At 50.5% G+C, this 13,484-nt stretch carries 10 protein-coding genes and 2 pseudogenes; 11 read left to right on the forward strand and 1 reads right to left on the reverse strand.

Annotated features, from left to right (window positions below):
* From LU633_RS24100 to LU633_RS24130, 7 genes and pseudogenes are all read left to right on the forward strand, one after another.
* On the forward strand, window positions 1-936 hold the full coding sequence (locus tag LU633_RS24100) for a divergent polysaccharide deacetylase family protein (protein WP_040465594.1): 936 nt from the start codon (window positions 1-3) through the stop codon (window positions 934-936).
* 51 nt (window positions 937-987) lie between these two features.
* Window positions 988-2,162 (forward strand): annotated as a pseudogene (locus tag LU633_RS24105) (glycosyltransferase).
* Window positions 2,163-2,214: 52 nt separating this feature from the next.
* Window positions 2,215-3,126 (forward strand): hypothetical protein, encoded by a 912-nt coding sequence (locus LU633_RS24110; protein ID WP_016191299.1) that lies wholly within the window; start codon window positions 2,215-2,217, stop codon window positions 3,124-3,126.
* 120 nt (window positions 3,127-3,246) lie between these two features.
* A complete protein-coding gene (gene rfaD, locus LU633_RS24115; RefSeq protein ID WP_016191300.1) occupies window positions 3,247-4,179 on the forward strand; it encodes an ADP-glyceromanno-heptose 6-epimerase in 933 nt (310 codons plus the stop codon).
* A gap of 15 nt (window positions 4,180-4,194) precedes the next feature.
* The gene (gene rfaF / locus LU633_RS24120) at window positions 4,195-5,256 is read left to right on the forward strand and encodes an ADP-heptose--LPS heptosyltransferase RfaF (protein ID WP_016191301.1); all 1,062 of its coding nucleotides are present in this window, start codon (window positions 4,195-4,197) and stop codon (window positions 5,254-5,256) included.
* Complete coding sequence (gene rfaC, locus LU633_RS24125; RefSeq protein ID WP_016191302.1) at window positions 5,244-6,218, forward strand: lipopolysaccharide heptosyltransferase RfaC; 975 nt, start codon at window positions 5,244-5,246, stop codon at window positions 6,216-6,218. Before rfaF ends, rfaC begins: the two co-directional genes overlap by 13 nt.
* A gap of 6 nt (window positions 6,219-6,224) precedes the next feature.
* Window positions 6,225-7,142, forward strand: coding sequence for a glycosyltransferase family 2 protein (locus LU633_RS24130; protein WP_016191303.1), 918 nt, complete (start codon window positions 6,225-6,227; stop codon window positions 7,140-7,142).
* A 42-nt stretch (window positions 7,143-7,184) separates the two neighbouring features.
* Here the strand turns inward: LU633_RS24130 and LU633_RS24135 are convergent.
* Window positions 7,185-8,162: pseudogene (locus LU633_RS24135) on the reverse strand (deacetylase).
* A gap of 275 nt (window positions 8,163-8,437) precedes the next feature.
* Here LU633_RS24135 and LU633_RS24140 point away from each other — a divergent pair.
* The 4 genes from LU633_RS24140 (at window position 8,438) to LU633_RS24155 (ending at window position 13,408) form a co-directional block, all read left to right on the forward strand.
* On the forward strand, window positions 8,438-9,583 hold the full coding sequence (locus tag LU633_RS24140) for a glycosyltransferase (protein WP_232426871.1): 1,146 nt from the start codon (window positions 8,438-8,440) through the stop codon (window positions 9,581-9,583).
* Window positions 9,584-9,783: 200 nt separating this feature from the next.
* Complete coding sequence (locus LU633_RS24145) at window positions 9,784-10,863, forward strand: glycosyltransferase family 9 protein (RefSeq protein WP_016191307.1); 1,080 nt, start codon at window positions 9,784-9,786, stop codon at window positions 10,861-10,863.
* Window positions 10,864-11,196: 333 nt separating this feature from the next.
* Window positions 11,197-12,282: a putative lipopolysaccharide heptosyltransferase III gene (rfaQ, locus tag LU633_RS24150; protein WP_016191308.1), complete on the forward strand. Its 1,086-nt coding sequence runs from the start codon at window positions 11,197-11,199 to the stop codon at window positions 12,280-12,282.
* Window positions 12,275-13,408, forward strand: coding sequence for a glycosyltransferase family 4 protein (locus tag LU633_RS24155; RefSeq protein WP_016191309.1), 1,134 nt, complete (start codon window positions 12,275-12,277; stop codon window positions 13,406-13,408). Before rfaQ ends, LU633_RS24155 begins: the two co-directional genes overlap by 8 nt.
* Window positions 13,409-13,484 lie beyond the last annotated feature (76 nt).

Consider the following 13,484-nt stretch of genomic DNA (forward strand, 5'->3'; position numbering starts at 1 on the left):
TTGTCACAGTTGCGTAAAATCACCAGCATGCTGTCAGGTTTACTTATGGTCTGTAGTGCGCATGCGGGCAAACTCGCCATTGTCATTGATGATTTTGGCTATCGACCGGCACAGGAAAACCTGGTTTTACAGATGCCCGGGGAAATTTCGGTGGCTGTATTACCTGGTGCCCCCTACGCCCGTGAAATGTCGACTAAAGCGCATTTGCGCGGTCATGAAGTGCTGATTCACCTGCCGATGGCCCCCCTCAGCAAGCAGCCGCTGGAAAAGGATACGCTACGCCCGGATATGTCGAGTGCTGAAATAGAGCGCATTATCCGTGAAGCCGTTGCCAACGTTCCGTTTGCCACAGGGCTGAATAACCACATGGGCAGCGCCATGACCTCAAGTCTGTCAGGTATGCAAAAAGTGATGCAGGTATTAAATCACTATAATTTCTACTTTCTTGACAGTATGACTATTGCCAGCAGTCAGTCCACCCGTGCAGCACAGGGAACCCGCGTCAAGGTCATCAAACGTCGGGTATTTCTTGATGATATGCAGAATGAAGCCGATATCCGCCAGCAGTTGCTGCGCGCCGTGAGGCTGGCACAACGTGATGGCTCTGCCATTGCCATTGGTCACCCCCATCCATCTACGGTCAAGGTGCTACAGCAGATGCTATCAAGCCTTCCGGCAGATATTACGCTGGTTCGTCCCAGTCAATTGCTGAATGAACCTCAGGGTGCCGTGCAACAGCCGATACCGCCATCCGGTAAATCAACTCCGTCTGGCAATCCTTTCAGCAGCGTGAAAAATTGCCCGGTGACTATTCAACCGGTACCCGCCACGCGTGCGCTGGATGTGCTGGCAGATAGTTTTGCAAACAGCACGATTGTTCACTATTTTTCGACGCAGTTCTCTGGTCTCAACATGGGGACCGGCACAACACATTAATGTCAAATACATTAACGTTTGCCGGGACTATACGAAGATGGAAGCAGCATAATGGCCTACCAGAGTAAAAAAATCCTGCTGTTGGATACGGGGAAGGAGTGGGGTGGCGGCACCAATAGTATGCTGGATTTGCTGAAACGCATTGACCGTAATCGGTTTAACGTCCACTGCTGCTTTTATCATAACTACCGCCGTGGCACCGGTGATTCTATAGAACAAGAGCTCACTTCGCTCGGTATACCGGTCATGTTTATCCCCCAGCGTGCGCAACTGCGCTGGGCAAAGGTCACTAAAGAGCTGTTGCGTGCGCTGGTATTTTTTCCATCGCCGCTCCCGCCTTAACGTCACCCGCATGGTTGACACAGTTTGGCGGATAAGACCCAATGCGGCAAAGATTCGCCATCTGATCGCACAGCACCATTTTGAGGTGCTGTATATGAACAACCAACCGGGTTCTAACGGGGAAGGCTATCTCGCCGCACAAAAACTTCCGGTGGCGATGATACAGCACTGCCGGATAGAACCGGTTCTCAACCCGGCACTGGTTCGCATGGTCAACCAACGTGCGAATGCGGTTATTGCCGTCCCGGACAGCGTTCATCAGGTTTTACTGACGCACGGCGTTGCAGCTGAAAAATGCGTCACCGTGTTTAACGCTATCGATATCAGGCAATCTCTGCCCATACGTGAAGCCATGCGACAACAGTTACTGACGGTTCAACCCAAAACTTTTTTTTGGCAGTATTGGCTCATTGATTGCCAGAAAGTCACATCAGCATACTTTGCAGGCGCGGGAGAAATTTTCCCTTGCTTTCCCTGAAGCCGACTGGCGGATGGTCATTCTGGGCGAAGGACCACAGCACGACGTTTTATAACAGCAGGTAGCGCAATCCGGTCTTGCTGACCGCGTGATATTTACCGGATTTCGCAGCAATCCGCTGGATTACCTGGCCGCCTTCGATGTGTTCATTCTGGCATCTAAAAGCGAGGGGCTTCCCCGCGTCGTGCTGGAAGCCATGCTGTTAAAAACGGCGGTGATTGGTTCACGCGTGACGGGCACGGCCGGGCTTATCGAACACGATGAAACTGGTCTGCTGTATGACTATGGCGATATTCAGGCGCTGTTTGAGCAGATGAAAGCGCTATGGCTCGACGTCGCGCTACGCAAACGACTGATATCGCACGCCAACAGCCGCGTTAAACAACGCTACGCCATTGAGCAGTAAGTCTCAGGCGTGGAAACTATTTTGCAGAATGTGACATATGAGAAGCCATCGCATGTTTGAATTTCTTAATTCCCGGTTTCGCCACGTGCGTGCGCGTCACAATCTCGCTTATCGGCATAAAGACGTGCAGGGTCAGATTCCGGTCACCTCCATAATGATCCCCTGTACCGGCGCGGATTACGTTGAAGAGGCACTGTTAAGCGCCCTTTTTGCTTCCCGTTTTGCTGTGGAAGCAGAAGAAATTGTGATTGTCACCGATCAGCCCGCAGAACAGTTTGGTGAATTGCCGGCAAAAACGCGGGTGGTTACGCTGGACGTGCCGTACCGCGAGGAAACCTATCGTTACAAGCAGATTTACCGTAGTCGGTTAATTAAGCTTCAAACGCCGTTGCAGGCGCGCACGGACGGAATTTTAATGATCGACTCCGACCTGAATCTGCTGCAGATGCCCGTTATCAACATGCTGGAAGGACATATTTATTCCAGTTTTCGACAGAGCAAGATGATCGCCAAACTGGTGAATGCGCCAGAGCAAAACCGCCCGGCCTATTACCGTCACGCTGTTCACCCTTTTATTGTCGATCCTGTTAATGGCGCATTTCTGGCCGCGACTCGCCAGACATGGCAGCGCATTTGTCCTCTCTGGCTAATGCTGTTTCAGGACACCTGGGAACGGATGGGCGACTCTCAGCCGCCCACTGACCAGCTACCGCTGACTGTACTGCCGGATTTACTGGACCTGAAAACCGTTAATCTGGGTGACCGGATGAACTGGCCCGTGTCCAAAAAAATTGGCGGCAATACGGCTACCGTACCGAAAGAGGTGGCAGGTGCGCACGATGGCTTTCCCCTGACTGAATGGCAAAAATATCTTGCGTCGCCGGATGCGCCTCTGACATTTAAAGGTCAGGATTACACGCGCAAGGTTCGCTATCTGACCGACGCGGAGAAAAACCAACGCTGAGAATGCCTCAACATTTGCTTCAAGAGTCATCTGGCTGTCCGCCGCCCCCGGAGATGTTATGATGCACCGTATCAACGCGTGAAACCCTCCGTTTCACCCACATTTTAAAGGTTCAAGCTTATGATTATCGTTACTGGTGGCGCGGGATTTATTGGAAGCAATATCGTCAAGGCGCTCAATGACCAGGGTCACACCGATATTCTGGTGGTCGACAACCTGAAAGATGGCACCAAATTCGCCAATCTGGTTGATCTGAACATCACTGATTATATGGACAAAGAAGATTTCCTGATCGCGGTGCTTGCTGATGAAGATTTTGGTGATGTCGAGGCAGTGTTCCATGAAGGTGCCTGCTCTTCGACCACCGAATGGGATGGCAAGTACATGATGGACAACAACTATCAGTACTCCAAAGAGCTTCTCCATTACTGCCTCGAACGTCAGATTCCTTTCCTGTACGCGTCTTCTGCGGCGACTTACGGCGGGCGCAACGACAACTTCATTGAAGAACGCCAGTTTGAACAGCCGCTCAACGTTTACGGCTACTCCAAAATGTTGTTCGATCACTACGTTCGTCAAATCCTGCCTGAAGCGGAATCACAGGTATGTGGCTTCCGCTACTTCAACGTTTATGGGCCACGTGAAGGCCACAAAGGCAGCATGGCCAGCGTGGTTTTCCATCTCAACACCCAATTAAACAACGGTGAAAATCCAAAACTTTTTGAAGGCAGCGATAATTTCAAACGTGATTTTATTTATGTCGAAGACGTGGCGGCCGTCAATTTTTGGTTCTGGCAGAACAAGGTTTCGGGCATCTTTAACTGCGGTACCGGCCGCGCTGAGTCTTTCCAGGAAGTGGCCGATGCAGCATTACACTTTCATCAGAAAGGGGAAATCGAATACATCCCGTTCCCGGAGAAATTGAAAGGCCGCTATCAGGCTTTCACGCTGGCAGATCAAAGCAAACTACGTGCAGCTGGCTATGATAAGCCTTTCAAAACGGTGGCTGAAGGTGTGGCAGAGTACATGGCCTGGCTGAACCGCAACGTGTAAAAGGCACTTCCGGCAATGAAAATTTTGGTCATTGGCCCTTCCTGGGTTGGCGATATGATGATGTCACAAAGCCTCTATCGCACGCTTAAATCCTTGCATCCTGAGGCCAGCATCGACGTTATGGCCCCGGCATGGTGCCGCCCATTACTCTCACGCATGCCGGAAGTGAATGCCGCGCTACCAATGCCGTTGGGTCACGGCGCATTGGCGCTGGGCGAACGTCGCCATCTGGGAAAAGCCCTGCGTGATAAAGGCTACCAGCGTGCTTACGTTCTGCCCGGCTCTTTTAAATCTGCGCTGGTCCCCTTTTTTGCTGATATTAAAATCCGTACCGGCTGGCGTGGAGAAATGCGCTATGGGTTGTTGAATGATATCCGGGTATTGGATAAGGCGGCTTTTCCGCTGATGGTGCAACGTTACGTTACGCTGGCGTATCACAAAGGACAGATCGTCAGCGCAAAGGACCTCCCCCAGCCGCTGCTGTGGCCTGCACTCAGCGTCAGCGAATCAGAAAAAGAGACAACCATGGCAGCATTCACTCTGGCGGTGAACAGGCCGATGATTGGTTTCTGTCCCGGTGCCGAATTTGGCCCCGCCAAACGCTGGCCACATTATCACTATGCGGCGCTGGCACAGATGTTGATTGAAAATGACTATCAGATTCTGTTGTTTGGCTCGGAAAAAGACCAGAAAACAGGCGAGCAGATCCTGCAAAGTTTGCCGGAAGCGAACCGCCAGTACTGTCGTAACCTCGCGGGTGAAACCAAACTGGATCAGGCAGTGATTCTGCTGGCGTGCTGTCGTGCCGTTATCAGCAATGATTCGGGTCTGATGCACATTGCTGCCGCACTGGGCCGTCCGTTAATCGCGTTATATGGCCCCAGCAGCCCTGATTTCACGCCGCCGCTTTCTCATCAGGCACGCGTTATCCGTTTGATTACTGGCTACCACAAAGTGCGCAAGGGCGACACGGCAGAAGGCTATCACCAGGGCCTGATCGATATTCAACCCCCGCAGGTTGCTACCGAGTTGGCAACATTGCTGAATGAAAATCAGGAGAACCCATGCAGGTCCTGATCGTTAAAACGTCCTCAATGGGCGACGTACTGCATACCTTGCCAGCGCTGACGGATGCCATGCAGGCGCTGGCAAACATTCGTTTTGACTGGGTGGTTGAGGAGGATTTCGCGCAAATCCCCAGCTGGCATCCGGCAGTGGACCGGGTTATTCCGGTGGCCATTCGTCGCTGGCGCAAACACTGGTTTGGCAGTGAAGTGCGTGAACAGCGCTTTCTGTTTAAACGAGAGCTTCAGTCACGCGAGTACAACCTGGTTATTGATGCACAGGGTTTAATCAAAAGTGCCGCGCTGGTGACGCGTTTGGCTAAAGGCATCAAGCATGGTCAGGACAGCCGCAGCGCCCGTGAACCTTTTGCCAGTTGGTGGTACGACAGACGCCATGAAATTAATAAGCAGCAGCATGCGGTACAGCGTACGCGAGAGCTGTTTGCCAAAAGCCTGGGTTATCCGCAGCCAGACAGCCAGGGAAATTACGCCATCGCCGGACATTTTCTGGGAACGCCGCCCGCCGATGCCTTGCATTATCTGGTGTTTCTCCATGCTACTACCCGCGCGGCAAAGCACTGGCCTGAAAAACACTGGCGGAAACTGATCGAGCTATTGCAAAGCAGCGGGCTGAAGATAAAACTACCGTGGGGAAGTGAACCTGAGCATCAGCGGGCGTTACGGCTGGCTGAGGGTTTTGACCACGCTGAAGTATTGACTAAACTCACACTGGAGCAAGTAGCACACACCTTGGCAGGATCAAAAGCAGTCGTCTCCGTTGATACGGGCCTGAGCCATCTGGCGGCAGCGCTGAATCGTCCTAATATCACGCTTTATGGTCCGACCGATCCTGGACTGATCGGCGGCTATGGTAGAAATCAACATGTGCTACGCCCGGAGAAAGGCAATAATATGGCGGATATTTCCCCGGAGACAGTCGTCAGGCATCTCCACCCTCTGATCGAAACAGACTAAAAACCGATGACCACACCCCGCCTGAGCATCCTTATCGCTGCACATAACTGCGGCGAGTATCTTACTGGTACGCTGGACAGTATTGTCGCATCACTGGGCGACGCGCTGTCTCGTACCGAGATTGTGATTATTAACGATGACTCAACGGACAGGACTCAGGCGATAATTGATAATTACGCACTGCAAATTGCGTCCCTCCGGCATTTCCATACGCGCTACCGTAACGTTGGCAAGGTGCGTAATTACGCCGTTCAGCAATCTCGCGGTGATTACATTCTGATGGTTGACGGAGATGATCGTTTGCTGCCAGGCGCATTGCGGGAGAGGCTGAACACGCTGGACCTGCACAAGCCAGATATCCTGCTGAGTAAAATCATTGAAGTTCGCCCTGAATCACCACAACCGCAATGGCTGCCAGGTAAGTTTACCGAACTGAGTCGCCACAATGCCATCGAACGTTTTCTTATTCATCGCGACTTTCAGGCACATTTTATCGGTCAGTTTTTCATCCGAGCACTGCTGCAACAAAACCCGTTCCCTGATTTCATTTGTTACGAAGACACCTGGCTGTTCCCACTGCTGCTGACCAAAAGCAATAAAACGCTATTTACGTACGGCGGTTTTTATCTTTACTACAAGCATCCGAATAGTCTGTCGACAAGAATTGATGCGCCTAAAATTGCCTGTCTCATTGCCGCGACTGAAAATATGGATAAGGTTTTACCTGCGCAATTTGAGCACCTGATAACCTGCCACTGGCTGAATATCGCCAATCGTCATCATGCCGTGTTACGCGGTACTTCCCAGGGCAGTCAGGTAAGAGAACGTATCGCCAGGGTAAGCCTGACGCGGTTTCTTTTAAACGGTAAGATCAGGACGAGTTATAAAAGGAAAATGCTGACAGTACGTAAACGAGATTTGTAAACCTCGTCGTCGTGGCTTTTCAAGTTACCAGTCCCGTCAGGCTCACGGCGTATTACGCTTCCCGGCTGATTTAAAAGCAGCGTATTCCGCCAACGTCATACCGCGCGTTCTGCTTTTCAGCCACGTAAATAACCTGTCGAGATCGTCGTAGAGCCGCTTAATATCGGCGTTATTTTTAAACGTTGGACTCCCATCAGTCATAACTTCAGACGAATGAAGCATAAACTCCACATAATCTGCACCAGAGGTAAGGGATTTCTCCGTCACGTCGATCATTTGCCGCACCTTACCACCCGCGGGACGTAACCAGTGCACGGAGGGGCCACGCTTTTTGCCCCACAGCCGATCATAGCCTTGCTTGAGGGCATTCATCATTGGCGAGTGCCGATATTGAATACTCATTGGCACCTCTAACAGCGTGCCGTCACCAGGACGTGAAATGTCATTCGGATCAATATAATAAGCACAGCGAGGAAAGCGCGTGTCATGGGTGCCACCTTTTCCCTGGGGGGCACCAGTGGCAGATTGCCAATTGACGCCCGGCGTGACCGAACAGTCAGCCTGATAGCCAAATTCCATCAGCAGTTGGGCATAATATTCATTAAATGCCTACCGCACGGCACGATGACTCAGCATTTTTATGTTAAATATCTCTTGCAGAAGTTGCGTCATAAAAGCCACTTTTTTGCGTATTTCGTGCTGAGGATATTCGATCAGATAAGGCTGAAACTGCCAGTCATTTTCGGTGAGTTGATAGCCCGGTGGATTGTTCCAGGCGTGCAGATGCATGCCCACTTCACCCGTTTTTCGGGCAATCACATCCCAGGTAAACTCAACATAAGCCGGATCGATAGCCATTTCGTAGTTGGTCAGCCAGGTCGACTTAAAAGTAAATTTTTCACAACCCTGTTGGAAGCGACTAAGAAAAGCCACATTTCTTGTCGTAACATTACCAGAACGGTTACGCCACAGATTGTCGCCTTCCGTATCAATGGTAATTAAGAATGCTGGTTTGTTCATACCAATGTCAGGCTCTGTGATGACCTTGTTGGTATGTTACGCAGCACTCCGGGGAGACGCAAAAAGATTTGCTGATAGCCTCAGCTTGAATAGCACTATCATTATTAATTTTTTAAGATAACCTCAGGCGTTAAGGCGCTCAGATTGGTAGCTTCATTATAATCAACCAGAACAACGAGATTATCTGAACAGACAGGGAAACAGTGCGTTGTATTGAGTACGGCAGGGAAAAAACATTTCCCCGCAAGAAAATACCTCTGTTAAAGGGTGAAAAATTGTCCAATCGTATTTTGATGATCATTGATGGCCTGCCTGGCGGGGGGGCGGAGAAAGTCGTGCTGACCCTCGCCAGCGGATTGATTGACTGCGGCCATCACGTTTCGTTATTTTCCCTGAGAGATGTGTGTGATTACCCCATCCCTGATGGCCTGCACTATCTGGTCATTAAAGATGATTGCAAAAAGCCCTGGCGAAAGCTGACGGAACTCAGCCGTCGCGCTGCATTACTTAATCAGGCCATTATCGAAACAGAACAGGCAAGTGGACACTTCGATTTGGTGGTTTCCCATTTGCACAAAACCGATCGAATCGTCAGACGCTGCGATGCCCTGTTTTCCGCAAAAACCTGGTTCTGCCTGCACGGGGTCTTTTCCGCGTCCTATCTGACGCAGCGCAAAGGTTTTTCCCTGTGGCTAAAGAAAGCGAAAACTAAAAAGGTTTATGAAAATCGCAACGTCCTTGGCGTTTCACAGTACGTTATAGACGATCTTAAACAGGCCTTTCGGGTACACCCCGCACGTGAAGTGGTTATTTATAACCCTTTTGACTTTGATGCCGTGCGCCAGCAGTCGTTGAAACCGTGCAAAATGGCTGGAGAAGATTACCTGGTGCATGTTGGTCGCTTTCACCAGACTAAACGCCACGATCGTCTGCTTCGAGCCTATGCTAAAAGCGGCCTTACCGCACCGCTGGTGCTGATTGGCCAGGGAAGTGATGATATTAAAGAGAGGCTGAAAAAACTGGCTATCGAACTGGCTATCAGTGAAAGAGTGATATTTAAGGGGTTTACCAGCAATCCTTATCCGTGGATCCGCAATGCACGTATGCTGGTTGTCAGCTCAGACAGTGAAGGTTTTGGTAATGTACTGGTCGAAGCGTTAATCTGCCACACACCCGTCGTCAGCACTCGCTGTCCTGGAGGGCCAACCACAATCCTGACTGGCGAGCTTGCGCGTGGCCTGGCAGAGATGAATGATGACTCGCTGGCCGCGACCATGAAAGAGATTTGGGAAAATCCGCCAGATATAACCCAGCTAAACCTTGAGCCTTACAGTGTTGACACGATATGCCAGCAATATCTTGAGTTAAATAATAAACTCAAACACTTTACCGACCTCTCTGACCGGAAAATAACATTATGAATGTCGAAGCCTTTGCCAAACGCTTCGCGCCAAATGAAAATCACACTTTTCTTTCATTATGATTTAAAGTTTTAGCCCATGATAACGGCGATGATTGGGAATGGGTATCAAAGGTTAGTATCAGATGTGTGCAAAATATCAAAACTTGTCGGTTCAGATTGTGGCTGTGAGGGATTAATTTCGCTCAGGGAGAACAGGGCGTGAATTATGTGTTGTTATTCCTGCTTTTTCTGCCTGTAAAGCTGCTAAAGAAGTGGGGACACAGAAAAACATCACGCAATCTGGTTATCCAGACGGCAAAAATTGGGGACTTTATTAATATCACTCCCCTGTTGAAACACCTCAAGCACAGCGACGCACTGCTGAGTCGTTCGGTTGCGCCACTGGCAGAGCACGATACTACGCTTGAGCAGATTTTCTACATTGAAAATTATAAAAGCAGTATGCTTACGCGGCTGAAGCTGGCATTCGCGCTGATCAACCGTTACGACAGCATCTATCTGCTGCATCCCGATGGCCTGAATCTGTTTTGTGTCGCAATCTGTAACGCTTCAAAAAAGCAATTTATCTCGACCTACCGAAGAAAATGGTATCACGGGCTTTTCTACGCTACGGCGAATGATGTGATTGAACACAGCAGAATGTCCCTGACGTTGGAAAGCTACCAGCCTCTCGCCGATCGCACCCTCGACAGAAACAGCTATCCGAAACACGCAACCTTTCCACTTTATCAGCCGCAAAACCTACCGGAAGAGCTATTTCGCCGGGATATGATTAAAATTGGCATCAGCATTTCCGCAGGAAATCAGTCCAAGACAATTCCGGCAACGATATGGAAAACGCTTTTCGAACGACTCGACTCGCTTCCCTGCCTTTTCTACGTTTTTGGCACCCCCGGCGAGCGCCCCTTGCTACAGCAGCTTTACAATGTACTTGATGGCAGCCATAACATCGTCAACATGATCGGTAAAATAACACTGGAAGAGCTGCCAGGCGCTATAGGTAACATGGACTTTTATATCGCATCCGACTCTGGAAATGTTTATATTGCCGACGCGCAAAATGTGCCCATCGTCGTGATATATGGCCCTTGTAGCGTTGAAGAACAGCGGCCTTTGGGTGAGGTCCTGCTGATTGGGCCGGACCATATAGCGCCTTTATCATTTATTTTCAGGCACCCTATAAATTTGTTCATCCGGCCGAAAAGCTCTTCGCACTTGATGCGCGGAAACTGGATGACATCTATGAATTTATTTATGCACGCAGTGCGCAACACCTGACGGAAAAGAACCATTGACATTGAGGAACACCAGCACTGCGGCAAAACGCAGCCGCAATCTCTGGTTAGACCAGGTGATGTAATACGGTGACGATCAGTAATAAGAAAGGTACCACTATACGTAACGTCAGGTTTCAGCGACCATTAGCGCATGGTTATCAGGTGAGGCGGGCATTGCCTGGTGCCCATTTGCCGGGCCAGCTATTGTGAAACCGATAAGAGATGCAATAATTATGCTGTGGCTATTTCCTTTGATAATGCAGGCAGGTGCTGCCTTTGACCATAACAGCGTTTCCCTTACAATCGGCACACCTGACTTTGAGATCTAATGAGCATGCCCACTCTTTCGCCAATTCCTGCCAGCTTTGTGCCGCATAAGATTCTGCTGATAAAATTGCGCCATCACGGCGACATGTTGCTGATCACGCCAGTCATTAACGCGCTGCTGCAGCATTACCCTTCGGCCAGCCTGGATGTGCTGCTCTATAAAGAAACACGGCCCATGTTGCAGGCGCACCCTGGGATTCGCCAGCTGCACATCATCGATCGTAACTGGAAAAAAGAGGGAAGCGGGCAGCATATTCACCATGAGATTGCGCTGGTACGCAAGATTCGTCGAGAGCATTACGATCTGGTGATCAATTTGGCCGATCAGTGGCGTAGCGCAATCATGGCCAAACTGTCAGGGTCACCCTTGCGGATTGGCTTCAACTTTCTTAAACGACAGAATATCTTGTGGCATCAGGCACACACTCATCTTGTTTCAACTCTGAATCATCATGAACTGCATACGGTAGAACAAAACATGGCGGCGCTCGTTCCACTGGGTATTCAGTCCGCTGATTTCGCGGTGTCAATGCATTACACCGACAGTGACTGGCAGCAAACCTTCGCGATTCTGGCACGATATCATACATCACCTGAACGCTGTATTGTGATCCAGCCCACCTCTCGCTGGATATTCAAATGCTGGGAAGATAACAAAGTTGCCGGGCTGATTGATGCTCTGACGGCATCAGGTTATGACATCGTGCTGACGGCCGCGCCTGACAAAAAAGAGCAGGCGATGATTGAAAATATTCTTTCACTCTGCCATAACCCGGGCGTTATTTCACTGGCCGGTCAGCTCACGCTGCCACAACTGGCTGCATTGATCGATCATGCCCGCCTGTTTATCGGCGTGGATTCAGCACCCATGCATATGGCCGCAGCGTTAAATACCCCCTGTATCGCGCTGTTTGGCCCCTCCAAACTGAAACAATGGTGCCCCTGGGGGGGGAACAACCAGATTATCTGGGCTGGTGATTACGCCCCGCTGCCCTCGCCAGACAGCATTGATACCAAAACTGAAACGCGTTATCTCTCGGCAATTCCGCTTGAAGTCGTGGTGAACGCAGCAAGGAAATATCTGGATGAATAAAGTTCGCCTGGCAATCGTCCGTCAGAAATATCGGCCTGACGGCGGTGCGGAACGATTTATTGCACGCGCACTGGAAGCGCTTGACGATGACAGACTGGAATTGAACATTATTACCCGAAGCTGGCAGGGTGAGCCAAAGCCGGGCTGGCATTTACATATCTGCAATCCTGAAAAGTGGGGGCGGATCTCCCGTGAACGTGGTTTTGCCGTGGCGGCACGCGCGTGCTGGCAACGTGAACAGTTTGATATCGTGCAAAGCCACGAGCGTATTGCCGGGTGTGATATTTTTCGGGCCGGGGACGGGGTACACCGCGTCTGGCTGAAACAGCGGGCAAGAATTCTCTCACCCGTACAGCGCCTGATGACACGATTCAGCTTCTATCATCGCTATGTCATGAAAGCGGAAGAAACCATGTTTCGCGCCCCCTCGCTGAAAAAGATTATTTGTAATTCGCTGATGGTAAAGCAGGACATCATGAGCTGTTTTCAGATCCCTGAAGAGAAATTCGCGGTTATTTATAATGCTATTGATGCACAGCGCTTTACGCCCGCTACACCGGAGCAACGGCAGCAGTCCCGCAAAACACTGGGCATTAGGGTTGAACGCAAAGTTTTTATCTATGTTGGTTCCGGATTTGAACGCAAAGGGTTGAAGGCCAGCATTTGTGCTCTGGCGGCTACCGATATGCATCTGTTAGTGGTTGGGCAGGATAAACAACAGCCGCATTATGTGAATCTGGCGCGTCGTCTGGGATGCGCCAGTCGCGTACATTTCCTTGGAGTACAGCATAACGTTATCCCTTTCTATCACGCCGCCGACTGCCTGATTCTGCCCACACTGTACGATCCGTTTCCTAACGTTATTCTTGAGGCGATGGCCTGTGGCTTACCGGTGATCACCAGCTTTACCTGTGGCGGGGCGGAATTTATCGTCAATGGTGAACAAGGCTTTGTCTGTGATGCGCTGGATATTCCGGCGCTAACAGCGGCGGCGGCGGCGATTCCCCTGAAAAGCAGTGACAGTCGAATGGGCGATGCAGCCCGCTTACGCATCCTGCCCTGTTCGCCACAGCATCTGGCAAAGGAGCTTCATGACCTTTATCAACAAGTATTGCAGTCCCCCTGATAAGTAGTGTGAGCCGCAAAGAGTATCTGCTAACATGGCGTACTGTTTTTCTTTTTCGGCATTCTCTGACGCAGGC

Origin of the sequence: Erwinia tracheiphila, assembly GCF_021365465.1 — a bacterium.
Classification (GTDB): domain Bacteria; phylum Pseudomonadota; class Gammaproteobacteria; order Enterobacterales; family Enterobacteriaceae; genus Erwinia; species Erwinia tracheiphila.

Excerpts from the sequence above, each read along its gene's own strand:
- rfaD (WP_016191300.1), top strand. The coding sequence starts at position 3,247 with ATGATTATCGTTACTGGTGGCGCGGGATTTATTGGAAGCAATATCGTC.
- LU633_RS24155 (WP_016191309.1), top strand. The coding sequence starts at position 12,275 with ATGAATAAAGTTCGCCTGGCAATCGTCCGTCAGAAATATCGGCCTGAC.
- rfaQ (WP_016191308.1), top strand. The coding sequence starts at position 11,197 with ATGCCCACTCTTTCGCCAATTCCTGCCAGCTTTGTGCCGCATAAGATT.
- rfaC (WP_016191302.1), top strand. The coding sequence starts at position 5,244 with ATGCAGGTCCTGATCGTTAAAACGTCCTCAATGGGCGACGTACTGCAT.
- rfaF (WP_016191301.1), top strand. The coding sequence starts at position 4,195 with ATGAAAATTTTGGTCATTGGCCCTTCCTGGGTTGGCGATATGATGATG.
- LU633_RS24130 (WP_016191303.1), top strand. The coding sequence starts at position 6,225 with ATGACCACACCCCGCCTGAGCATCCTTATCGCTGCACATAACTGCGGC.
- LU633_RS24110 (WP_016191299.1), top strand. The coding sequence starts at position 2,215 with ATGTTTGAATTTCTTAATTCCCGGTTTCGCCACGTGCGTGCGCGTCAC.